Below are 23,461 nucleotides of genomic sequence, written 5' to 3'. Positions count from 1 at the left end.
GGAAGGTTACTCGATTTTAACTTTTATACAATCTATTGCGTTATAACCATATCCCTTCCTGTTCCAGATTGGTTTCAATGGTTGAATATTGCCTAAAGAATCAGTTGCTTTTGATTTTATCGTGTATTCTCCTTTTTTAAGAGCATCCCATTTATATTTCCAGCGAACCCAAGCATATTTCTCCGTTGAAGAAGCTAATTCACACGTTTTCCAGGTTTTTCCTTCATCTATACTAATTTCTACCGTGGTAATTTGTCCTGATCCTGTCCAAGCAATTCCATTAATTTCATACACCCCTGTATTCAATACTTGCATATTTAGCGGAGATTGTATGGTTGAGTTAATATGGATTGAATTGACAGGAGCTTTTCTATGATCGTTTTCTTTGTTCGGATAGTAAACGTAATCAACAGATTGAAAGGGACCTTTAAATTCGTGATCAATCACAATCATTTTTTTAATCCATTTAACAGAGGCCATGGCGTACCAGCCAGGGACAATTAATCTCAGAGGGAATCCGTGCTTAAAGGGGATTGGATGATGATTGTATTCATAAGCAAGAATGGTATCAGGATCAAGGGCTTTTTCAATCGGTAAACTCCTCGAAAAATGGTGAAGTTGATTAGAATCAGATCTTTCACCATAATCGTAACCCTCAAAAACAATTTCTTTGGCAGTATCAAGCAATTCTGTGTACTTCATTAACGATCTTAAAGAGACACCTTTCCAAATCCCTTGACTCATCGCGCCTTTTCCCCATTGCTCTCCGAACACTTTCGGTTCAAACAATTCTCGCTTATTACCTGAGCATTCTAAAACAAGGTTTATCGTTTTTGCCGGAAATGAGTAAATTTCCTGTAAAGAAAAAACTCTTGGAGTGTACACTAATCCTTCAATTGGAAGAAAGTAGAAGGAAGATGTGAATTTGGGATAAGGAAAATGGTTTCTTCTATAAAATAGATTTTCATTCACGTTATCGCACTTTTGAAAATGTATGGGTGTTTCCTGATTTTCAGGAACTAACTTCTTGGTAATCAGATAAGGTCTAACTTTGTTTAGAGGAGATTGATCCATATTACTACCTCCTTAGAATGGAGTTGCTACTTCATGATTATGTTGTTAAGGAAGTATCATTCAAAATTTTTATGACTTTCAAGGGTTTGGCTCGTACCTATTTTTTAAAGACATGCTGCCCAATGACCATGGTTGTTGTTCTTGTATCGAGCCAACGACTGGTAGCAATGTCAGGATTATAGAAAAATAAAGCTCCCGGTGCCAAGTTGCGCTGTTCTGTTAAGGCGGCTTTCACAGCCTTAATAGATTCCTCATCGGCCGGCTTATTGATTTCGCCATTTTGAACAGGTTGAAATTGACCTCGGGCATAAATCACCTCTCTTATCGTTTTAGGGAATTTACTACTTTCAACTCTATTAAGGACCACACAAGCGACAGCAATCTTTCCTTCATAAGGTTCCGTCTCAGCCTCAGCTCGAACTAACCGAGAAAGCAGGTCTATTTCTTTTTCTGTGAGACTTATTTTTCCAATATTAGATTTACTAGTATTATTGGGTTTTGTAGTAACATCAGTCTGTCGGACAGAAATTCGATTAAGTCCATCAAGGTGTTTATATCCCGATAAATTGTCCGAAAGTGGGTATCCTTGTATAATCGGATAGGCAAAAGCGGGGGAAGCGTATAAAAATGAAGCCAGTAATAGAAAAATGGTAATTAGTTTTTTCATGATTCTAGTCCTCCTAGTTCGTTACCTTGTTTAAATCTAATATTATGAATGGAAAAAATAGATTAGTATTACAGTTAAGTTGATTAGTTTTACAGTTTGGTTACATAGAGTATTGAGACGTTTTTTTCAAAAAGTAGATACGGAAAAAACTGTAAGATTTCTCTCTCATCGTAATTATCACCTACTCGGCCAAAAGACCTGTTACGACAAATGGTAAAACCATAAATGGGACTTTTTGATTAAATACGGTGAAAGATGCGGATTTTTGGAGGAATAAGCAGGATTTTTAGTTTTAAAAGAGGAATATATTATATTAAATTTCGATTCAGTGGTTCATAGAAGTTATTTTGTCAGATTACAAGAAAACTGCGCTATTCAAAAGGAATAAGGAGAACATCTCTGGATGTTTTTCATCTAACAAATATCTGCAGATTCAAATAGATCAAGCTAAATTTATTATCCATTCTATCAATTATGAAAGAAGGTAGACGCTATGATTGAAAATTTCTTTGCTGACTATAAAAACTACATCGTGGTACCGGAAGATGAGAAGCAAGAGAATGAAGTGTATGATCCCCAAAATTATTCTGCTTATTATATCCTCACATTGTCTATCTTTGACTCTCGTTTAACGACTTGGAAAGATGCAAGTAAATTTGAAATCGATGTGGATAAAAGTATCAAAACAGTACTGAGGGATTTTAATCAAAGGCAGCGTGAGAAGTATCATCTTCAATTACTAGAATTTGATCGGTTTAAAAACTATTTTATCTTGGCCCTATCTTCTAAAATAAAATTTAATCCAGGGGAAGAAAATGCTGGTATTTCTTATGTGATTGATAGATTACTAACGAATTCTTTTTATGTTGGGCAGGGTTGGTTTAACTTCATTGGTGAAAAAGGAAAAGTTGCCCGTAAACTCTTTTGCTGCTCCTTTAAGGAATATGGAGTCGAGAAACTAAACCGTTCAAAAAGGGAAGAAAGATATGAAAACATTAGTGAATTAATTCCTAAAAATGGAGAGATCAAGCTGATTAAAGGATCTTTGAAAAGGGAAATTCGCTAAAGACTTAGGCGATATTATGAATATTAAACTGTAATGGAAGGAGGCCACAGAAATGTGAACTCCTTCTTTTTTTCAATGATGAAAGTAACCTGTAGTAAACTCGCAGAATCTAATAAATATTTAGTTATTTACAAGATAATTATAAATGTATATAATCCTATATAAATACTAGGAATTGATAGGGCGTGCGCATATGAGTATAGGGATTACACTGATGGGTTTATTTGTAGGTTTTTTGGTGGGGTTGACTGGAGTTGGAGGTGCAGCACTGCTAACCCCCGTATTGATTCTAATCGGGGTGAATCCTTCCATAGCTGTTGGTACAGACCTTGTCTATAACGCCATCACGAAATTCTTTGGACTTTTTCAACATTGGAGACAAAAAACAGTTAATTTTCAGATGGTGAAGTTATTAGCGTTAGGAAGTATTCCGAGTGCGGTGGTTGCGATAGCTTCTCTTCACTATTTTGAAGCCTCTTACCATAATCAGGAACAGATTATCAGGCATGCCCTCGGATACATCCTAATAATTGTTTCCCTGGCGATCATTATCAGAACCTTTGTGGAGAAAAAAATAAGACCGAATCGCTGGCAATTAAAGCCTTTGAAAGAAAAGAAGGCGTTAACGATTTTTATTGGCTGCCTTTTTGGATTTATCGTCGGACTCACATCCTTAGGATCAGGTTCATTATTCGCTGTGGCAATGATTTATCTGTATCAAATGAAGACATCAGAGATGGTTGGAACGGATATTACTCATGCGTTTCTTTTGGTAACCGTTGCAGGATTGCTCCACATTTCTTATGGAAATGTGAACTATATGCTAGTTGGTAATTTACTCTTGGGTTCTATTCCTGGCGTATTGGTCGGCAGCAGTATTTCAGCTAAAGTCCCGACAAGACCGCTGCGAACGATTGTTGCTGTATTGATTTTTGTAAGTGGACTCAAGCTAATTTAAGATTTTTGGGGATAAACCTAAAATGTTATTTTAAGAGAGAAAGTCAGCATCCTAAGTGATGTTGGCTTTTTTTGCGTGCCATTGGGACGGAGAATTTATTCATTTCCCTCATAAACGGAAGATACTTTACGAACGTATATAAAGTTAAGCAGGGAGAGTCATACTTCCTTTTTTTGGAATGAATCAACTTTGAGTAAACGTGCATGGGAGAGAAGAAGAATGACAGAAGAAACATACAAATCTCGCGAGGAACGAAAACAAGCGGAAAAAACAAGACAGATTCAACAAACAAGTAAAGGCTCGCCTAAAAAAGGGTCTTTCATAAAAAAAGTGATCATCGTCTGTTTGTTCCTTGGCCTTGTTATAACAGGAGCAGGAGCTATCACGTTCGCTTCCATGATTAAGGATGTCCCCAATTTAGATTCTTCTAAACTGGCAGATCCGCTTTCAACGAAGTTTTATGATAAAAACGGAAGCTTCCTCTATGAATACGGGAAGGAAAAGCGGACAAAAATTTCCTATAAACAAGTTCCAAAAGTATTGGAGGATGCGTTTATTGCAACGGAGGATTCCCGTTTTTATGAACATGAGGGCATTGACATAAAAAGGACAGCCAAAGCGATATTCGTAAACGTAACCGAAGATTTCGGATCACAGGGCGGCAGTACCATTACACAGCAAGTGATCAAAAACTCATTTTTAACTCCTGAGAAAACAATCAAACGAAAAGTGCAGGAATGGAAATTAGCTTATCAGCTGGAACAAGAGTATTCCAAGCATGAGATATTAATGATGTATTTGAACAAAATCTACCTGGGTAACCGCTCTTACGGGGTGGCAGCCGCAGCGAAAAACTACTATGGACTAGAAGCAAATGAGTTGAAAAAAATGACACTTGCGCAGGCAGCTATGTTAGCGGGACTGCCCCAGAGTCCGAATCATTATGACCCCTCCAAACCAGAAAACAAAGAAGAGGCGACCAAACGAAGAAATATTGTCTTAACTTTGATGAATAGACACGGGTATATTACTGAAAAACAAATGAAGGATGCGGCCAAGGTTCCAGTTACAGAGGGAATGGTACCGAAAAAGAATCGACAAAGCATGCCATATGAAGCATTTTTGGACGCAGCTGTGAAAGAGGTTAAGGGAAAACTCAAGGGTGTAGACATCAGCATAGATGGTTTATCTATCTATACAACCTTGGACCAGAAAGCACAGGATTATGCGGACAAAATGCTAGGCACGAATGAAATCATTGCCTATCCGGATTCAGAGTTTCAAGGAGCTTTCGTCTTTTTGGATACAAAAACAGGAGAAGTAAGGGCGATTGGAAGTGGGCGGAACGATTTTAAAGCCGATTTCATGGGGAACAACTTTGCCATCAATATGAAACGTCAACCCGGCAGCTCCTTTAAGCCGATTTTTGATTATGGTCCTGCGATTGAAAAGTTAAAATGGTCGACGGCCCATTTAATTAATGACCAGAAGACCACGTATTCATCCGGCCAGTCAATTTCCAATTGGGACCATCAAAATCATGGCATGATAACGATACGCAATGCCTTGCAATACTCTTACAATGTTCCTGCTCTCCTCACTTTAAGAGCGGTGGGAATGGAGAAGGCAAAAACCTTTGCCGAAAATCTCGGAATTACCTTTCCTAACCATCAGGTGTATGAATCCTACGCGATAGGAAGTAATACCGTAAATCCTTTACAAATGGCAGGAGCTTACAGCGCTTTTGGAAATGGCGGGGTCTACAACAAACCGCATTTCGTACAGAAAGTGGTGTTAGCTAATGGTAAAGTGGTAGGCTTTGCGGAGAAACCGAAACGTGTAATGAAGGATTACACGGCCTATATGGTAACCGATATGTTACGCACCGTCGTCGATGCCGGAACAGGGAAAAATGCGAATGTGCCAGGACTAGATGTGGCCGGAAAAACAGGTACAACCAATTTTGATCAAAAAACCATTGCTCAATTTGGATACCCATCCAATGCCACAAATGACAGCTGGTTTGCTGGTTATACACCACAATACACGATGGCGGTTTGGACTGGTTATGAGCAAAATGGTCAGGGGAATTATATGGTTGGCAATACGACGAAAATTGCGCATTACATGTTTAAATCGATGATGCGAACCTTTGGAACAGACTCATCCAGTTTCAAGCAGCCAAATAGTGTCTACAGAGTGAGAAATGAACTTTATATAACAGGTGTCGGATCCGCAGAGGTTCCAATCATTCCTAAAAACAACATCGAAAAAAAATCTCCAAAAATCGAGAAAAATAATGGCAAGGAGAAAAGGCATTCTCAGAAAGAGAAGGGAAAGAACAAAGGAAAGGCAAAAGGAAAAGGGAAAAAGAAGGAACATTAGAAACCGGAATTTATAATTTAAAAAAATTAATTCAGTGAAATATAAATTGTATGGATCACCGGATTAGGATGGATGCCTTGTTGTTATAAGTTTTTTTCGCTGCGTATTTTATTAAGTAATACCCGGCACCCAGCTGAAACAAGACGATAGGTTTCATCAAAATCACCTGTATAAAATGGATCGGGGATATCTTTCCTGTACTTGGTCAGGTCGAGCAGCCTAATGATCTTTGGATGATTAGGCTTGCTGGTTATCCTGTATATATTTTTTATGTTGCTTTCGTCCATACCGATAATATAGTCGAATTTGCAAAAGTCTTCTTTCCTTAGACGGCGTCCAACAAGCCCATTAGAAGAGATATGGTATTTCTTCAGAATGTTAAGAGTTCCTTCGTGCGGAGGAAAGCCGATTTGCCATGAACTGGTTGCAGCGGAATCAACTGCGATTTTGTGTGACAAATTTTCCTTTTTGACTAAGTTGCGAAACAAAGCTTCAGCCATCGGTGAACGGCAAATATTCCCCAGGCATACAAATAAAACGTTGATCATGTACTTCCCCACCTTCAATTGATCCTATTTTTTTATTTTATTAGTCTTTTTAGAAATGAATTATGTATTTTCAAAATAGTGGATTGGACAGGTGTGTTGTTTAGTACACCTCTAGCCGTTATCGGGGTTTTTAATACGAAGCTGCTCCAACGATGATAAGAAATATAAACATACAATGATTAGAGTCAAACTAGCTCCGTAAGAACCAAATGCCATGTACAGTGCTTTCTCTTCATTCGTAATCACAAAGTATGTACAAAAAAGAAAAACGGAACGGCGCTAGTGCTATTTTTAGAGACTGTTTTCCAAGAAAGCTTTGTGATTTGTCTTTATTTATTTAGTGTTAAACTAACTCTTTTTTGTGTAACAGCTAAATTGCGAAAAACTTCACGTAAGCTAAAGGGGGCTTTCCTTAAAATCTGGCTGCTAATTACGACAGCTTTTTCTTATTTAACTAAAGGGGCAGTTTAGTTCTATAAGAAAAGGATAAAAACCTTGATAACCATTCCATAAAAAAGAATGGTTTTTTGTATTTATCTGTAAAATATATGATATTATTTGAAATATTAAATCATTTAACCATTAGGATGTGTACATAGGTGGAAGTCAGTATTAAAAAAACCAAATTGGATGAAATCGAAGATTTGTTAGCTATACAAAAAGATGTTTTTGCAGAGGATTATGCATTATACGAAGACCATGATTCAACCCCTGTAAATGAAACGACAAAGAAATTAATCGAAAACATTGAACGTTTTTTTCATTTCACAATTTGGTTGGACAACGATATTATTGGAGCAATAGATATTCGACTATTGGATGATAAACGATTGAGATTAAGCAAATTATTCTTAAGAAATGAATATCAAAACAAAGGACTTGGAAGTAAGATAATCCAATTAATGGAGTCAGAATTTTCTTTGATAAAAGATTGGAGCTTATACACTCCTTATTTAAACAAAAGAAATCATCATTTTTATGAAAAGTTAGGTTACAAAAAAATAGGTGAAGTACAAGTTACTGAAAAACTTCAATTATTTAAATATGAAAAAATATTATAAGTTTTTTATGTTTTTCTTCTCTTCCATAAGATAATCCATTAAGTTGTAGTGGCAACTTATTTGATATTTCATAGCAAGATTGTGAATAATTGTACTTAAAGTAACGGGTGCAAGAGCGGAAGATGGGATTGCTACGGAGATCCCTTTGCTTATTCGACTAACGGGGCAGGTTAGTTGAACAAAAAATGTTCGATATTAAAGATATTCTTTGTTTGCAATAAAAAAGCTCGGAAACTTTTGCCGAGCTTTTTTGTGTTAAGGTTTTAATATCTTTTTAAGCAAATAAATGATAAATCCAATTAAGTAAAGCCCCGATATTAAACAAATATATGAAAGCGGCTCTGTTTTAAGTGTAATCAGAAAAATATCTATCGGATAAATTTCGCTACAATATTGTACATCTTGTGGTGTGAAAATGAACATCGGCTTACATTCTGATTGTGGTAAATAGGCAACTTTACTTGTGATAAAAAATGAATAAATAAATGAAATAATAAAAATAGGAATACAAAAAATCCATAACCCCAACCATTTCTTCACAATTTACCCTCCTCTTAAATTGGATATAACTAGCTTTTAGTGTAATTTTACACTAAAAGCTAACATTTACAATAAAAAAATACCAAATTTTGCATATTTTAAAATTCCGACAAAAATTCAAAAATCCCATTTTTTCAATTAACTGAGAAAAGGGATTCGCCTTTAATAATTCTATCGTTTTATTCCCTAAATTGTATTTTTATTAACGATTTTTTACTTTGCTAAAATGTTTTTTCCCCTCATAACGGAACCCGTTAGCCTAAAAAGGCTGCTTTGCTTCGATAAAGGAGCAAGGCTTTATCCTACTTCAAGTAACTGAGCAGGTTTAATAAGGTTCACAGTGTTTTCCTTTTCTGAATGACCATTTTTAGCAACTTGAGGTAAAATATACGAAATGGTTACAGAGGGGTTATTATATGGATAAAAAGGAAAGTCAAAGTAAATTAACAAAAAAGTTAGCCGATTTAAAAATAAATCAAGAAAAGGAACTTTACCGTGAACTTGCAAACGAATATTCCGAGGAATTAATTGATAAAGAGTCCATCTGGGTTTTAAAACAGGGGGAAAGCGAAGAAGTATATACTAAGCTTTCAAATTTTATTCCGTTTGATTTTTCAGGTTCTGGCCGTATTATTTGGAGTCAAATGAAAGAAACCCATTATGTAAAAAATGCTGATGAACTATCGATATTGATTAAACATTATAAATATGGAGGTAGCCAGGTTTATCTTTTAAGGAAGTTTTCAATTACTAAAACAACCCCCCTGTCATTGAGACATTTATTGAAAATGTTATAGCCAGCTTAGAAAATTTATTAGACGAAGAACAATATATTTTTTGTCCCTCAAAAGGATTCGTAATCGATATTCCATTTAGCAGAAAAATTATAGTTGGGATAAATTAGAGAAAGGGTTCTTCAGCTAACGGGTGCAAGAGATGAAAATCCGGCTGCCGATTTGGTGGCTTTTTTGTTATTACACTAATGAAGCAGGTTTGTTGTGAGCGTCAAGTAGAAATGAACAATTTTGCTGATTATTTTTGAACACTTTCTTCATTAAAAATTCTTTATCTGTTTCTCATTCTGTGGCTATCTTCATTAAAGCTTACAATCTCTGCACGATGAATCAGACGGTCCAATATGGCTGTTGCAACACCTATATCCCCAAGTAATTCTGTCCACTCCTTCGGAGATCGGTTGGACGTAAGGATGATTGATGAATGGTTATATAAATCATTGACTAGCTGAAAGAAAAGGTTGGCTTCTCTCGGGTCCATAGCTGCATACATTAAGTCGTCAATGATGACTAGATGAGAGTCCTTAATTCTTTTTATTCTTGTTTGTGATTTCCTCGTGATGTCCAGAGTTTTTAACGTATGGACCAATTCTCCCATTGATATAAATGAAACCTTATAACCTTTTTGGATAGCTTCAAGACCTAGTCCAACTGCCAAGTGGGTTTTACCAACTCCTGGAGGTCCCAATAGGATTAGATTAAAGAGCTGCTCCACCCAGGCCAATTCCTTTAATTGATTAAATTCCTTTTGGCTCAACGATTCCTGTTCCTCTAATTTAAAATCATCCAAAGATGTTATACATGGAAAAGAGGCAAGTTTAAGCCTTTTTTCCATGTTCTTTTCATCTCTTTTGTTTCGTTCATACTTTACCAGAGTATTTAAGAAAGAAAGGTAGCTAACTTGATCCTTTTCTGCTTTGGCCAGAATAGCGGGAAGTTCTTTTGAAGCTTCCGAGAGACGGAGAGAAACAAGGGCATCCTGAAGTTGCTGGATCTGTCTCATTTGACTCCCTCCATAATTGCGACATATTGATCAAATGGACGCTGCTTAGCTTCTGCGTGAAGTAACGGCAAGTCCTCTACATCGGCAGATGTTGGTTTAGTTTCAGCGATAGCGTTTGGAATGTTCATATTAACTTGGCGCTGGCGTTTCAATAGATGGACCACATCCTGAAAATCGTTAGCGCTAAAAAGTTGTCTTTCCATACATAACGCAAGCGAATCATCAAGTACTTCGACAGAACTTACATCAATACACTTTTTTATGATACTCAACTGGTCACGAAGATATCTTGGATATCTGTTTCGTAGTTTTTGAAAATACATCTGGGCCATCTCACTGTTTGTAAAGTGGCTCCCCACAGCCTCCATTAATTCCTTAAGTCCTTTAGAGCGGTCACGCTGATGGGATGTATTACGAACCAATTGACCTTTATCGGGACTGATTGTATGACTTGCCAATACTTCACCTGTCTCTTTGACATAAATGATTAGTTTATTTTCTTTATTGCTCATTACATGAACTTCGGGGTGTTTCTGATAGGAGCCGAGAGGCACCGTATAACGGTTTGATAGGAAAAATACCGTATTGTCCTTCCTTACACTTCTTGTTATACTATTATTACTATTATGATTTACTAGGCTGACCTGCCTCATGTGTTGCTTTTCCAGGAGAAACACATCCGCGGGTCTTCTTTTTGTTCCATGGTGGATTTTACCGTTTCCAGTTCTGCCCAGCCAGTGCTGGCATTGTTCATTCCAGGAATCAATATTGTGAAAAACTCTATGTATTACAAAGTTTTTCTTGATGAACCCCACGGCATTTTCGACCCTTCCTTTACTTTCAGGATCTGCCTTCCGGCATAAAACCACCTTAAACTGATAGAAAACTCCTCTCGAAGTTCCTTCACATAATTCCGTACGGTACTTTCACCAACTTTGAAGGTAGGGAATTTCTCTTTCAACCAATCATTTACCTGTGCTGCGGAAATGTCCGGGTATTCCCTTAGCCATTTCAAGATTAACTCTTTATGTATATCTAATTTCTTCGTTCTGATCATAGTTGATGCCGTCCATTCTGCCATTTCATCTGGTGACTTCTTAAGGTACTTATACGCTGTATTTCTTGAAAGCTCTAACTTTCTCGCGATAGCTGAAACGCTGTATCGCTGATTAACCATCCCTCTAATCTGTATGTACATTTCAAACTTATCCACCTTCCAAATCCTCCTGCCTTTATGTAGAAGCTAAAAATCTATAATAAAGGCAATAGGTATTTTAGTAAATAAGTGTTCATATTTATTTGGCGTAAACTGTTCATTTTATTCTAGCAGTCACACGCAACCTTCACGATGAATCAAAAGGATATTTCTGAGCTTCGAAACGACCCGTTTTCCCTTTATACAGGTGGAGCCTTTTTGCCTCACCCTCTTTCAGGAAAAGGCAATCGCCGCAGAGCTGTACAACTCATTGGAATTGTAGCAGAGGGAAATTTAAATATTGCGATTATTTTTTTACAACCAAAAAGTCGAGGATCAATTAAAATTCTAAATAATGATCCTTTGAAAATCGTCCTAGCTGATGAAGGGTTTCTTGAAAACGATAATGAATTAAGTGATTGACCCCATGTACTCTTCCAAAACGATCCACGACTCCACCCATATTAAATGGTGCCATACGTAGAGAACTCTGTTGATGGTGATTATGACCGAAGTTTTCTTTAATGTAGTTTTCAAGTAGTTCATCATCATTAATGGTTTCAAGTGTTGGATTTACCAGCTGGTAGGTTGGATCAATTTTTGAAAGTTTTTCTGCAATATATGAAATAATAACTTTTTTTCGTGCAAATGCTTGTACTTTTTGTCCTTCTTTGAGAAATTCAATTCCAATTGCCATTTTACCCTCAAATAGAATGCGAAGAGCGGTTGATTTATAAAAAACCCTTAGTTTTCGTCCATATACTCCAATCCCCTCAGGAGTCATAATATCTGAAGATAAAAATGCTGTTGAAGAACTTTCACGGTCTCCATTCCTTTTTGATATAATTGCCAGCGGTTAAAAGGACCAAGTCGAGTTCTGGGGTCATTATAGTCGAGGATTTTATTAAAGCCTGTGGAATCTTCTATTGCTGAAACCAATTTTTTCGTGACACTTCGAGGACTGGTAGGGGTTTGTCTGATATTTAGACGACCATCAAAGCCATGAATTTCTGGATTGTTCGTTTTCCCATGATAATTTTCTAACTGTTTAAAGTTTAGAATTGCTTGTTCTGGTGACCATAATGGACCTAAAAGTCCTTCCCATTCTTTTAAAACTGAAGGAGTAGGTCTGACATACTGTTCCCCATTGATGGAAGATCCTCCACCAGAAAGACGACCTGTTGTCCATTCAAAGGTTCTATCATCCAGCTTTTCTTGCGCAACGCCTTCACCCTGCCAAAAATACTGTGGAAAAAACTTCTCTTCTAGTTCAGGAGCAAAACTAGAATCTCTAATTGGCCTATCCCGATCATTATTTTCTCCTGCTTCTAATACTAAAACAGAAGTCTTTTTATCATCCGTAAGTGTTTTAGCTAAAACTGCACCAGCAGGTCCAGTCCCTACAACAATATAATCAAAAAATATTTTTGACTGGTTTGTATCCATTTTTCATTTATTTATCTTATGAATAATCGGTGAGCAGTTTCTTGTTCCTCTAACGGGGCAGGATACTTCAGGAAGGATTTTCTAATTACTGTATAGAAATGATAAAAACAGGGAGTGGTTTTATGAATTATGAATATAAAGAGAAAGAAAAGAAAAATGGTCGATATGTTTCAATTAGGGATAAAGGTGAGAATTCATTGTTAGAAGTAGAAAGAAAAGGGAATCAGGTAGAAATAGTTACATATGTGCGTAATGAAAAAACAACCAAATTTACAATTCCAGTGGAACTCTTTGAAAAAATGTCCAAAGGATTGATTCAAAATTAACACAATGTTTATTGCATTTACGGGTGCAAGAGTTGAAGATCAGGACTACCATTCTAGGTGGCTTTTTTTATAGAACGAAAGGGCAGGTTAGTTAAATTAGGTGCGTGGCTGTGGCGGGTTAAACTTCGGTACCATGACATGGATAATACATATAATAACTACAGTTAATCTAATAAATTTATACAAGGAGTCAGTTTTATGCTTACCGAAGCCGATGCATTTAGAGTGGACTCTTTATTAACTGTAAGACTCATTGGTCAATTGCCCACACCATGCGATGAAGTAGAAGAACTTGTACATTACCCGGCAGACGGAATTGGTTCTGCTCGAATTTTTCTTAGAGAAGGTAGAAAACCCGGACTGGAAAATATGTATTGCACACAGGGATTGGGGGGAATATGGAGTATAAATTTAGTGATTCATGACAAATATTCCAAGACTGTAGAGATTTTTATAAATGACCATTTTGTGAGGAAAATTCGAGTCATAGAAATCACACAAAAAGGATGGCATAACTTACATTGATTGATAGCTTTACCCCTTTTTCATATATAGTTAACATATTTTATCAGGAAAAAGGATATTTTTTAAAAACGCATTAGATGAATAGTTTAATCAGGAGCAGTTTAGTTAAACAACGTTTTGTTCCAAGATTAAGAATGTAAAGAGAAAAACCCGTTTATAAAGCGGGGTTTTATTTTGGATAGTATATAACCATACTTAATCGAGCTAATATATATCAACTTTTATCATACCATTTTACAATTCTAATTTTAGTTTAATTATGTATTCGCTATTTCTTGCTTTTGTCGGTTTTGCCGGTACTGTTTGTTGGAGCGTGTTTGGCTCCATGTTTCAAATATTCTTAACAAGATATAGAAGTAAGTTTAATCTAGTGATGGCTTTGTTACTTTTTTACAGTGCGGTATCCATATTACTAGAAAGATAGGTGGAAGGTGATAAAATTGGAGGCAATTATCTTAGCTGCTGGCTATTCCAGCCGAGCGAATACATATAAAATGACGTTGCCACTAGGGCAACTGTCGATATTGGAGCATACGGTATCTAAATTTGAAGGAATATGCAGCAGAGTCATCGTCGTGGCTGGGTTTCAAGCGGAAATCATCCAAGCGGAAATGGCGAAACTCAGCCGTAAAAATGCTTATTCATTTGAGATCAAGTTTGTTCAAAATGAAGACTTTAACCTAGGAATGTTTAGTTCCATTCAAAGGGGCTGCAACGAAGTAACTGAACCAACCTTCTTTATAACACCTGGAGATTGTCCGCTTGTAAAAAAAGAGACGATTCATCTACTTGCAAAGCAAAAAGGGAACGTGGTAATTCCCAGCTTTAACTATAATGGCGGTCACCCTATCAAATTATCAAGCGAAGTGAAACAGAAGATTCTCGAAACCAGCCCAGAAAGTAATTTGCGTATCGTCCTGGGCGGTTACGAGAAAAAATACATAAATGTAGATGACCCGGGAATCTTAATGGATGTTGATACACAGGAGGATTACCAAAAAGCCATTCTATATTATAAAGGATAATATACCGGATTTTATAGTTTTAAGTTACTAGAGCATTTCTTTATATAAGGAATGCTTTTTATCTTTGTCTAAAATGAAAATGGTATATCAACAACAATATATTTTTTTGTAACGATTTCCTCCTCAAATATAAATAAGTTTTATCACAAGTCGTTAAGTTTTGTTTAGTTTTGTTAAGTTTTGTTAAGTTTTTGTGAACAATATTGTGGTATTATTTACTAAACACAGTTTACATGATGAAATTAGTTTAACCACTCTACTAATATTTAAAAAAAGGATATTTTCCGTAAATGAGGTAAAACGACAATGGCGTATCAAATTGAGATTCTTCCGCAAGAATCAATCATGTTAAACCAATTTTTAATTATTGCATTAGGTGGAAATTCCTATTTACATCCGTTCATTGAAACTTTTTACCGTAAAAATGAATGGAAATATTATGAGGCCTACAAAAGAAGTGGATTAATAGGGAATCAGTTATTTTCTTTGTACTCCACTCAAAGTGAGGAAAGAATTAGGCAAGTGGCAGGGATTGTAGCTTGGTCCGAACAAAACAATGATTATGCCCAGGTCGAACAGCTCATCAAAAAGGGATATAAATTCGTTTATCAATATCTACAGCAACATTCATATATAGATTTCGAACATTTTATGCGTACTATTTCAAGAAGGAAAAAGAGTGAAATGGTAAAAGAGGTCGAACTGGTTTATCAAAATGTTGTCTTGTGGTATCTTTGTGTTCGTGAAGATAGACCATTCAATAGGAGTAATATTGCCTGGAAGTCATTTCAAGATGTATTAGCTACAACGATCAATGAGATTAAATTACAAAAAGTCATTTTTTCCAAGGAAATGATTGAAAAACACAAGGAAGCCATTAGTTTACTATATAAGAAATACAACATACCAAAAAATCCGCGGTTTAATTCGTTAGGGACTTTGCTAGAGTATCTAATTAGTGATAACCTCAAAAGAATCTATACAAATGATCCCAATTGTCCTTCGGAACAAGCAGAGCAAAGGGTATTTCAAGATTCTCCTGCAAAATATATCGGAGCTTTAGGTGGCTGGTTGAAAACGCTAAAAATTCATGAGTTAGATGCAGCTGAACAAATACCATTGACGAAAAGGGATATAGATATGGTTTTTTTGGAAATACTATATGCCCAAAAATATAATTACATTTCTAAAGAGGAACAAGATTTATTCTTTATTACCTGTCTGTATCTTAAATGTCTAGGATCCCTTTATCGCGATACTAAAAATCTATATTTAGACTATTCAAAATATGATTTTTACTTTGAAGTTAAATCGAAGGAAACACAAATAAAAGAACAAGAAGCCAAGTTATCACGAAAGAGATGGGAATGGGAAGCTACTTTTAAAAGACAGCAGCGAGAAATCGACGGATTAACAAGTGAACTTTGTCTAGCACAGGCAAGAATACGTCAACTAGAGCAGCAAATGAATACGATGGATGACTACACCTCTGAAGTTCATACACTCCGAAACTTTGTTTATCAGGAAGAAAAGAATGATGAAGGAAAAACTCCTCCTTGAAAACCATGTTCGACTTGATTAAGTCAAAGAGAATCATCATTTTTGGAGGATCTCCAAGTTGGCAAATAAAATTAAGGGAGCATTTACCTACAGTCGAATTTGTTGAAGTAGATGAGAAAAATCGAGATATTTCAAGGATTAAACGAGTAGATGCGGTCTTTATTAATACATCTTTTTTTGCTCATTCTTTTTATAAAAAAATCATGAAAGAATTGAGTCAAATAAAAACGCCAATATATTATTTAAATGGGCAAAGTAATGTAGAAAAAACAACATTAGAAATCTATAATTGGCTCACATAATATAAAGAAACTCCATTCATTTAAAACAGCTAGATAATTATTCTGGCTGTTTTTGAAATCAACGGAAAAAATAATTATTAAAGAAAAACTAATCGGGACCACTTCACTTCCGGTTAGTTTTTTTATGGTTAAAAGTGACAAAAAGGATAGAGCAAAGAATTGAAAATAAATGTAGGGGAAACATAATAATAAAATTATTCCTGAAAGGGACGAGAGCTTTTTATGGAAAAAAGACTGTTAAATTTACTTACAGCTTTGTGTGTAGTATCCTTGCCATTTTTATTTAATGGGTCAAAAATGAGAGAAAGTCTCGTTATTTTTTTCTCCAAAGGAGTACTTGCTACACTTGTTGATGCTTATGTTGTTGGAACAAAAAGAGTGGAATATCCGGTTCGCCCGTTTACGAAAATTTTTAAAACAAACATTATCTATGATATATTGTTTTTCCCGCTTTTAAGTGTTGTATGGGTTAAGATTACATACAATGATAAAATTTGGAAAATGTTATTGAAAAGTTTACTATTTAGTGTTCCTATGAGTGTTGGTCAATGGTATATGGAAAAGAATACAAAATTATTTAAATGGAAAAAATGGACAGCCTTACACACGTTTGGAAGTGTAAATTTTACTTTGTTTACGATTAGGGGATTTGTAGGTTTAATTAAACTCTTAGACAAATTTAAGAGTAAACGAAGTATAACTGAAAAATAAAATCGAACTTATGAAAAAACAGATTAGTTAGAAGCAATTCTTCGGAGTATTATCATAAAAGTTACTTCTAATCATCTTTTGGAGAATAATCGAATGAGTTTTGAAAGGTGGATATTAATAGGATTCTCGTTTTTATGCATCCTTGCCATTTTTAAATTGGTGCCAAGAGAGAAAGCAAGAGATGCATGTGTTTTATTTTTGTTTCTCCAAATAATTACTTGGCCAGCTGGTCTATTTGCAGTTGAAATGGGATGGATTGAATATCCTACTCAGTTACTTCCAAATGCAAATCAATATAACAGAACGAGTTTCAGTTTTGAATTTTTCATTTTTCCTATTGTTGCGATTTTTTTTAGTTTGTATTATCCAAATAATGCTAAAATGAAAGGTGCCCTAATATATTACATATCATTTGCTGGGTTCTTCACTGTTTGTGAGGTAGTTCTTGAAAAGTACACAACTCTTGTGGAATATCACGAATGGAAATGGTATTGGACTTTATCAACGGTTATAATTTCTTTATTTTTAAACCATAGGTATTATCTCTGGTTTAAAAAAAGATTGGTAAAGGTTGAAGTTAGATGATTAAAGAAATTCAAATTTTAATTTTTTCTTGGTTAATATCTATTTATTTAATGTTGAAATACATACCAAAAGAAAGTAAAAGATCTGCTCATATAACATTTTTATTTGTTTCAACAATAACTTGGATTTATGAATACATCCAATTATTAATTGGGTTGGTTGAATTTCCATTTAGAGAATTTAATGTTGCAACAAAAATGAGTTTTTCTCTTTATTATCTTGTGTATCCAACATTTGGAGTGTTCTTTATTATTTTGTATCCTATAGAAAAAAAGAAACTAAGAATCTTTATTCATTATTTCGTCTTTGCAATTGCAATTGCAACCTATTCGTTTCTATTTGAAAAATACAGCTCTTTAATATTTTTTAAAAAATGGAACTGGTTTGCTAGTGTTTGCAGTAGCTTAATTATTTTATATATTGTAAAAAAATTTGTATTTTGGTTTAAAAGGGCACTAGTTTAACGAGCAGCTGCGATGATTTATATGTTTTGGTGCAATTAACGAGGCAAGTTTACAAAAAGTTGAATACCAATTATAGTTTTAGAAAGTCAATATGTCTTTAATTAAAAACATTAACGTCAACAAACATAGCATCCCAATTAAAATTAAACATAGAGGAGATAGAGATATAGTGGAATTCTGGGAATCGAGTTTTATAGAAAAACAAACGATGTGGGGCTTTGAACCTACAGACTCAGCAATCCTAACAAAGGACTTTTTCGTTGAAAGGAATGTTAAGGAAATACTGGTACCAGGTATTGGATATGGTAGAAATGCAAAGGTTTTTATTGATAATGGAATTAATGTTACAGGTATTGAGATTTCAAAAACAGCGATTGATTTGGGGAGGCAAAATGGGCTTGATATTAGTATTTTTCATGGATCAGTAACTGACATGCCTTTTGATAATAGACTCTATGAAGGCATATTTTGCCATGCACTTATTCACTTATTGAACAATCGTGATAGAGATAAGTTTATTAAAAATTGCTATAATCAGTTAAAGCCAAATGGATATATGATTTTTACAACTGTTTCAAAAAAAGCCCCCATGTTTGGGAAGGGCAAACAATTGGATAAAGACTATTTCGAGATAATGGAAGGCGTAAAAATGTTTTTTTATGATTCTGACTCCATAAAACAAGATTTTGGAAAATATGGACTGATAGAGGTCACAGAAATAGACGAGCCAAATAAGAACATGAAAAATAAACCTCCAATAAATTTTATTATTGTAAAATGTAAGAAAGAAATATAAAGGTATATGTTCGGAGCGGTTCTTCATCCTTCAGAATTGGTCCTTATTTTTTAAAAAATTGTTTTGTCCAGTTAGGAAAGGGGATATAGACAAGATGATTTCTCTAAGAAATGTTCAACCTACAGATTTACAACAACTGTTATTTATTGAGAATGAAGGCTTTTCAATAGAAGAAGCTGCAACAAAAGAAGCATTTGTAGAGAGAATTCAGTTGATCGATGATACCTTTATTGTGGCAGAAAAAGAAGGGGAGATACTTGGTTATATTAATGGCCCTATAATTAATCAACCTTACATAACTGATAATCTTTTTAAGGAAATCAAAGAGAATCCGAAAAGCGGAGGATATCAGAGTGTTTTAGGATTAGCAGTGTCCAAACAGGCTAGAAATCAAGGAATCGCAAAGATCTTAATTGAGAAGATGGAAAAGCTTGTCGAAGAAAATGAAAGAGAAGGAATCACTTTAACCTGTAAAAATGAATTAGTTTCTTTTTATGAAAAATTTGGATTTGTTAACCATGGCATGTCTGAATCCAAACATGGTGGAGTAAGCTGGTATAACATGGTCAAATTAAGAGAAGGGATAAATTGATTCTTGCCCCCTTTTCCGAATAATTAATGAAAACAGCCAGATCAATTATTCTGGCTGTTTTTGATATATAGATTTTTGAGTTATAAAAATCGTTAAATCCCTATATTTAATTTTTGCGCTTGGGCCATTATACTTTTAATTAATGATTCAACCGTTTGATTTTTGGCTAATCTTGGACTTTGACCAGACCATAGTGACATAAACTCTTGATTATTATGTGCAGCAGAAAACTTTCTAATTTCTTGAGTTAATGTATTTTGAACAGGGAAATCTGGTAGAAACTCTTCATGTTTCTGCAGTTCTAAAATAAATTTATTTTTAATTCCTCTTGCCCATTTGCCAGAAAATGAACGAGTTAAAACAGTTTGATCTTCTTTAGCATTAAGGATTGCTTCTTTATAAACCTGGTGTGCCCCACTTTCAACACAGGTCAAGAAAGCCGTCCCCATTTGTACACCCTGTGCACCTAAGCAAATAGAAGCCATCAATCCTCGACCATCCATAATTCCTCCGGCAGAAATAACGGGAATATTTACATTGTCAACAACCTGTGGGATTAGTGACATTAAACCAACTAAACTCTCTTCATTCCCATCGATAAAGTTCCCCCGATGTCCACCAGCTTCACTACCTTGCACAACAACAAGATCGATTCCTGCTATTTCATTTTCAGCTGCTTCCCTAACAGTTGTAGCGGTTCCTATCAGAAGAATATTAGCTTGTTTTAATTCAGCAATCACTTCTTTAGGAGGAATACCGAATGTAAAGGAACAAATAGGGACATTTTCCTCCATTACAACTTTAATTTGTTCCATAAAAATTGCAAAAACCTCATTAAAATTAGGGATTTCCAAGCTATCTTTTTGGTGTAAATTTAATTCCTGACGAATAGGGTGTAAGATCTGATTAGATAATTTAATTTGATTCTCTATTACATTAAAGTTGTTAGGAACAAATAGATTTATGCCAAAGGGATTTGATGTTAACTGTTTTATTTCCTGAATTTGTTCACGTAATTTAATGGGTGTCATATAGCCTGCACCAATCATTCCGAGACCTCCAGAATTTGAAACCTCAGCTACTAATTTCGAAGTGGTTACTCCGCCAGCCATTGGAGCTTGTATTATGGGATACTCAATTTTCAAAAGTTCTGTCATATTATTATTTAACATAATTTCACACCTCGTTATTCAATTTAACTCTATCATATCTCTTTTTAAGTATATTGAATATTCAAATACTAAAAGGTTCATAAATTATAATTAGATTATCAGTTTTATTGGTTTAAAGATAAGATTTGTTTGAATTAAAACTTTTTCCAATGGTTATCATAAGCGAAAGTGCGGGAAAAGGAGATTAGTTATGACCACCGATAAAGATTTAAATCCAATGAATGTGATGAAACCACTAAATTTAAATCCAAAAATATCAGATGAGGACCAACCTTTAACGTCTTTTGAAATGGGTAAACTTTGGGCTACCTATATGGGGAACAGTATGTCTATACAAATCTTAAGTTATTTTCTTCATCATTGCGTAGATGAAAATATTAAGACACTTTTGGAAAATGGTTTAGCTTTATCAACGGATTTCATTCAGAGGATAGAAAGATTTTTTAAAAAAGGAAATTTTCCTATCCCAATTGGATTTACTAAAGATGATGTAAATCTTGGTGCCCCCCGTTTATACGCAGATGAATTTTACGTTCACTATTTAAAATATGCTTCTAAGGCAGGTATGAGTCTATACGCTGTAGCAGTTCCATTAGTAATGCGAGAGGATATTAGGGAGTTTTTTATATATTGTAATCAATGTGCAACCGTCTATTTAGGACAAATAAATAATGTTTTAATGGAAAAAAGATTTATTGCAGAACCTCCTCTCATTCCCACACCAGAAGGAATTGATAAAATCGATAAACAAAGTTACTTAAACGGTTTTTTTGGAGATGTCCGGCCATTACAGGCATTAGAAATCATACATCTTTGGGATAACATTGAGAATAACGTAACAAGTATGGCATTATTATCGGGGTTTCATCAAAACGTTCAAGATCAAAAGATAAAGGCTTTGTTTAAACGAGGTTTAGACATGACCGATAAAGCGGTAAAGCAGTATAAAGAAAAACTGCATGTTGAACACATTCAATCACCGTCGTACCTAGACCATTTGGTTAAAACCTCTACATATCCACCTTTTTCCGATAAAATAATGCTGTTCCATAAAGTGGACATGTTCTCAATGAAGATAAGGTCGTTCGGAAACTCCCTGGCAGTAACGGCGAGAAGGGATATAAATTTATTGTATGGTAGAACTCTTATGAACATTGGCTTATTTGTAGACGACGGCATGAATATCTTAATTGATAAAGGTTGGGTCGAGTCACCGCCAAAAGCGTATGACTGGGTTTAAGATACAATTGTAACAACAGAAAAAGCACAATTCCATTAGGGAGGAAATGTGCTTTATAACTAAGCCCGATCATTTATATTGGCCAAAGAATATTGATTCCCGAACCAATTTCAAAAAAAGGTATGGAAGTTAGGCAATTACAATACAAACCTGTTACAGCGTACACAGCAGATAGACCTATTTTGGTTAATGGTGTAGATATTAATACTGGGTTATATCCTGTATTAAATTTTCAACCGGCAGGTGCAACCTATCCTTATATTTATGTTCCAATTGCCGAGTTTAGCAGGGTTGGGGCCAAGGTTGTATGGGATGAGGCAAATCAGGTAATTAGGGTATCTTCTGATTATGATGAAATGAAAAACCGTGTGAATGTCCTAACCCAGGAGAATCAATATTTATTGTCTCTTACTGAAGATTTGTCTATGGAGGGGCTGGGGAATACAGCAGGTAATATATTGAACAGTGGTATTGTTGGTAAAGAAAACGATTGGCTTTATTATAATAAACGGCAAGGTACAGCGTTATATGGAACCTTATCTAAAATTAAAACAGATTTGACAATGGATACACCGTTAATGGCCAATGATGATCCAACCTATATTAATGTCCTAAATGGATGGGTTTATTATCGAAATGGCAGGGATAATGGGAAGATATACAAAATGAAAATTGATAGTACAGAAAGGACAAAACTAACGGATGATAGTTCTACCGATATTATGGTTGCAGGTAATTGGCTTTACTATGCAAATCAGTCGGACGGTGCTAAATTATATAAATTAAACGTAGATGGTACAGGAAGTATGAAATTAAATGACGATCAATCCTCAGCCATTAACCTTATTGGTAATTGGATTTATTACCAAAATGTATCAGATGGCCAAAAACCATACAAAGTAAAAATTGATGGAACGGAAAAAACAAAACTAAATGATACAAGTGCCTACAATATTCAAATAAATGGCTATTGGATATATTTTAGAAATCCAGCAGATGAAAATAGAATTTATAAGATGACTTTGGATGGATCAAATAAAATCAAACTAAGCGATGTTCCTACTTCTACCTTCAACGTATCCAATGGTTGGATATACTATACCACTGTGGATGTACCTGGCGGTGACCTCTACAAAATGAAGCTAGATGGAACAGGTAAAACTTTTTTAAATGAACATTTTGTAACGAACATAAATATTTTTGACGAATGGATTTATTACACAAGATCAGAGAAAATAGTCTATAGAATAAAAACAGATGGGACACAGAAGCAAACTCTATATTAGTGTTTCACCTCCCCAAAATCTTAAGCGTATTAAGCTAAGGGTAAGCCGTTCTCTTTTGGAGTACCCGCAGCTATAAAAGCAGTGCATTTTGCATAAGAAATCGCATTGCCCTTTTTACTTATATATCAAGGTTTCCTCTC

General features: G+C 35.0%; 27 protein-coding genes. 17 read left to right on the top strand and 10 right to left on the bottom strand.

Annotated elements, in window-relative coordinates; translation table 11 throughout:
* Positions 1–6 precede the first annotated feature (6 nt).
* On the bottom strand, positions 7–1,074 hold the full coding sequence (locus RCG22_RS04485; RefSeq protein ID WP_308105911.1) for a sulfite oxidase: 1,068 nt from the start codon (positions 1,072–1,074) through the stop codon (positions 7–9).
* Positions 1,075–1,171: 97 nt separating this feature from the next.
* Complete coding sequence (locus RCG22_RS04480; protein ID WP_308105910.1) at positions 1,172–1,741, bottom strand: cell wall hydrolase; 570 nt, start codon at positions 1,739–1,741, stop codon at positions 1,172–1,174.
* Positions 1,742–2,234: 493 nt separating this feature from the next.
* Here RCG22_RS04480 and RCG22_RS04475 point away from each other — a divergent pair, with 493 nt between their 5' ends.
* From RCG22_RS04475 to RCG22_RS04465, 3 genes are all read left to right on the top strand, one after another.
* Complete coding sequence (locus tag RCG22_RS04475; protein ID WP_098263926.1) at positions 2,235–2,807, top strand: hypothetical protein; 573 nt, start codon at positions 2,235–2,237, stop codon at positions 2,805–2,807.
* A 193-nt stretch (positions 2,808–3,000) separates the two neighbouring features.
* A complete protein-coding gene (locus RCG22_RS04470; RefSeq protein WP_308105909.1) occupies positions 3,001–3,765 on the top strand; it encodes a sulfite exporter TauE/SafE family protein in 765 nt (254 codons plus the stop codon).
* 219 nt (positions 3,766–3,984) lie between these two features.
* On the top strand, positions 3,985–6,150 hold the full coding sequence (locus RCG22_RS04465) for a transglycosylase domain-containing protein (protein ID WP_308105908.1): 2,166 nt from the start codon (positions 3,985–3,987) through the stop codon (positions 6,148–6,150).
* Positions 6,151–6,233: 83 nt separating this feature from the next.
* On the opposite strand, the gene RCG22_RS04460 is transcribed toward RCG22_RS04465, so the two are convergent.
* A complete protein-coding gene (locus RCG22_RS04460) occupies positions 6,234–6,698 on the bottom strand; it encodes a low molecular weight protein-tyrosine-phosphatase (RefSeq protein ID WP_308105907.1) in 465 nt (154 codons plus the stop codon).
* 599 nt (positions 6,699–7,297) lie between these two features.
* On the opposite strand from RCG22_RS04460, the gene RCG22_RS04455 reads away from it, so the two are divergent.
* Entirely contained in the window at positions 7,298–7,759 is a 462-nt protein-coding gene (locus RCG22_RS04455) for a GNAT family N-acetyltransferase (protein ID WP_308105906.1), read from the top strand.
* A 255-nt stretch (positions 7,760–8,014) separates the two neighbouring features.
* Here RCG22_RS04455 and RCG22_RS04450 read toward each other — a convergent pair whose 3' ends face one another.
* Entirely contained in the window at positions 8,015–8,299 is a 285-nt protein-coding gene (locus RCG22_RS04450) for a DUF4306 domain-containing protein (RefSeq protein WP_308105905.1), read from the bottom strand.
* Between the two features lie 416 nt (positions 8,300–8,715).
* Between RCG22_RS04450 and RCG22_RS04445 the strand changes: the two genes are divergently transcribed.
* Positions 8,716–9,096, top strand: a complete 381-nt coding sequence (locus RCG22_RS04445) for a hypothetical protein (RefSeq protein WP_308105904.1) — start codon at positions 8,716–8,718, stop codon at positions 9,094–9,096.
* Positions 9,097–9,364: 268 nt separating this feature from the next.
* Here the strand turns inward: RCG22_RS04445 and istB are convergent, their stop codons facing one another.
* From istB to RCG22_RS25400, 5 genes are all read right to left on the bottom strand, one after another.
* The gene (gene istB / locus RCG22_RS04440) at positions 9,365–10,096 is read right to left on the bottom strand and encodes an IS21-like element helper ATPase IstB (RefSeq protein ID WP_308105903.1); all 732 of its coding nucleotides are present in this window, start codon (positions 10,094–10,096) and stop codon (positions 9,365–9,367) included.
* Positions 10,093–10,749: a hypothetical protein gene (locus tag RCG22_RS04435; protein WP_308105902.1), complete on the bottom strand. Its 657-nt coding sequence runs from the start codon at positions 10,747–10,749 to the stop codon at positions 10,093–10,095. Before RCG22_RS04435 ends, istB begins: the two co-directional genes overlap by 4 nt.
* A 134-nt stretch (positions 10,750–10,883) precedes the next feature.
* Entirely contained in the window at positions 10,884–11,309 is a 426-nt protein-coding gene (locus RCG22_RS04430; RefSeq protein ID WP_308105901.1) for a hypothetical protein, read from the bottom strand.
* A gap of 322 nt (positions 11,310–11,631) precedes the next feature.
* On the bottom strand, positions 11,632–12,075 hold the full coding sequence (locus RCG22_RS25405) for a GMC oxidoreductase (protein WP_374049427.1): 444 nt from the start codon (positions 12,073–12,075) through the stop codon (positions 11,632–11,634).
* The gene (locus RCG22_RS25400; RefSeq protein WP_374049426.1) at positions 12,072–12,737 is read right to left on the bottom strand and encodes a GMC family oxidoreductase N-terminal domain-containing protein; all 666 of its coding nucleotides are present in this window, start codon (positions 12,735–12,737) and stop codon (positions 12,072–12,074) included. Before RCG22_RS25400 ends, RCG22_RS25405 begins: the two co-directional genes overlap by 4 nt.
* A gap of 122 nt (positions 12,738–12,859) precedes the next feature.
* Here RCG22_RS25400 and RCG22_RS04420 point away from each other — a divergent pair, with 122 nt between their 5' ends.
* From RCG22_RS04420 to RCG22_RS04375, 10 genes are all read left to right on the top strand, one after another.
* Positions 12,860–13,063, top strand: coding sequence for a hypothetical protein (locus RCG22_RS04420; RefSeq protein ID WP_308107088.1), 204 nt, complete (start codon positions 12,860–12,862; stop codon positions 13,061–13,063).
* A 198-nt stretch (positions 13,064–13,261) separates the two neighbouring features.
* Positions 13,262–13,588 carry a hypothetical protein gene (locus tag RCG22_RS04415; RefSeq protein WP_308105900.1) on the top strand — a complete coding sequence of 109 codons (327 nt, stop codon included), beginning with the start codon at positions 13,262–13,264 and terminating at the stop codon, positions 13,586–13,588.
* Positions 13,589–14,028: 440 nt separating this feature from the next.
* Complete coding sequence (locus RCG22_RS04410) at positions 14,029–14,613, top strand: nucleotidyltransferase family protein (protein ID WP_308105899.1); 585 nt, start codon at positions 14,029–14,031, stop codon at positions 14,611–14,613.
* A 306-nt stretch (positions 14,614–14,919) separates the two neighbouring features.
* Entirely contained in the window at positions 14,920–16,173 is a 1,254-nt protein-coding gene (locus tag RCG22_RS04405; RefSeq protein ID WP_308105898.1) for a hypothetical protein, read from the top strand.
* A gap of 14 nt (positions 16,174–16,187) precedes the next feature.
* A complete protein-coding gene (locus RCG22_RS04400) occupies positions 16,188–16,475 on the top strand; it encodes a hypothetical protein (RefSeq protein WP_308105897.1) in 288 nt (95 codons plus the stop codon).
* A gap of 222 nt (positions 16,476–16,697) precedes the next feature.
* On the top strand, positions 16,698–17,186 hold the full coding sequence (locus RCG22_RS04395; protein WP_308105896.1) for a CBO0543 family protein: 489 nt from the start codon (positions 16,698–16,700) through the stop codon (positions 17,184–17,186).
* A gap of 93 nt (positions 17,187–17,279) precedes the next feature.
* Positions 17,280–17,771 carry a CBO0543 family protein gene (locus RCG22_RS04390; RefSeq protein ID WP_308105895.1) on the top strand — a complete coding sequence of 164 codons (492 nt, stop codon included), beginning with the start codon at positions 17,280–17,282 and terminating at the stop codon, positions 17,769–17,771.
* A complete protein-coding gene (locus RCG22_RS04385; RefSeq protein WP_308105894.1) occupies positions 17,768–18,235 on the top strand; it encodes a CBO0543 family protein in 468 nt (155 codons plus the stop codon). The genes RCG22_RS04390 and RCG22_RS04385 overlap by 4 nt, the downstream gene beginning before the upstream one ends.
* Positions 18,236–18,404: 169 nt before the next feature.
* On the top strand, positions 18,405–19,031 hold the full coding sequence (locus tag RCG22_RS04380; protein WP_308105893.1) for a class I SAM-dependent methyltransferase: 627 nt from the start codon (positions 18,405–18,407) through the stop codon (positions 19,029–19,031).
* A 94-nt stretch (positions 19,032–19,125) separates the two neighbouring features.
* Positions 19,126–19,623: a GNAT family N-acetyltransferase gene (locus RCG22_RS04375; RefSeq protein ID WP_308105892.1), complete on the top strand. Its 498-nt coding sequence runs from the start codon at positions 19,126–19,128 to the stop codon at positions 19,621–19,623.
* A gap of 92 nt (positions 19,624–19,715) precedes the next feature.
* On the opposite strand, the gene RCG22_RS04370 is transcribed toward RCG22_RS04375, so the two are convergent.
* Positions 19,716–20,795, bottom strand: coding sequence for an NAD(P)H-dependent flavin oxidoreductase (locus tag RCG22_RS04370; protein ID WP_308105891.1), 1,080 nt, complete (start codon positions 20,793–20,795; stop codon positions 19,716–19,718).
* Positions 20,796–20,985: 190 nt separating this feature from the next.
* Between RCG22_RS04370 and RCG22_RS04365 the strand changes: the two genes are divergently transcribed.
* Both RCG22_RS04365 and RCG22_RS04360 read left to right on the top strand, forming a co-directional pair.
* A complete protein-coding gene (locus tag RCG22_RS04365; RefSeq protein WP_308105890.1) occupies positions 20,986–22,035 on the top strand; it encodes a DUF3231 family protein in 1,050 nt (349 codons plus the stop codon).
* A gap of 122 nt (positions 22,036–22,157) precedes the next feature.
* The gene (locus RCG22_RS04360) at positions 22,158–23,321 is read left to right on the top strand and encodes a DUF5050 domain-containing protein (RefSeq protein WP_308105889.1); all 1,164 of its coding nucleotides are present in this window, start codon (positions 22,158–22,160) and stop codon (positions 23,319–23,321) included.
* The last annotated feature ends 140 nt before the right edge of the window (positions 23,322–23,461 follow it).

It is taken from the genome of Neobacillus nitrireducens (assembly GCF_030915405.1).
Classification (GTDB): domain Bacteria; phylum Bacillota; class Bacilli; order Bacillales; family Cytobacillaceae; genus Neobacillus.
The sequence above is the reverse complement of the archived record's forward strand: the minus strand, read 5'-3'. Positions and strand labels throughout refer to the sequence as shown.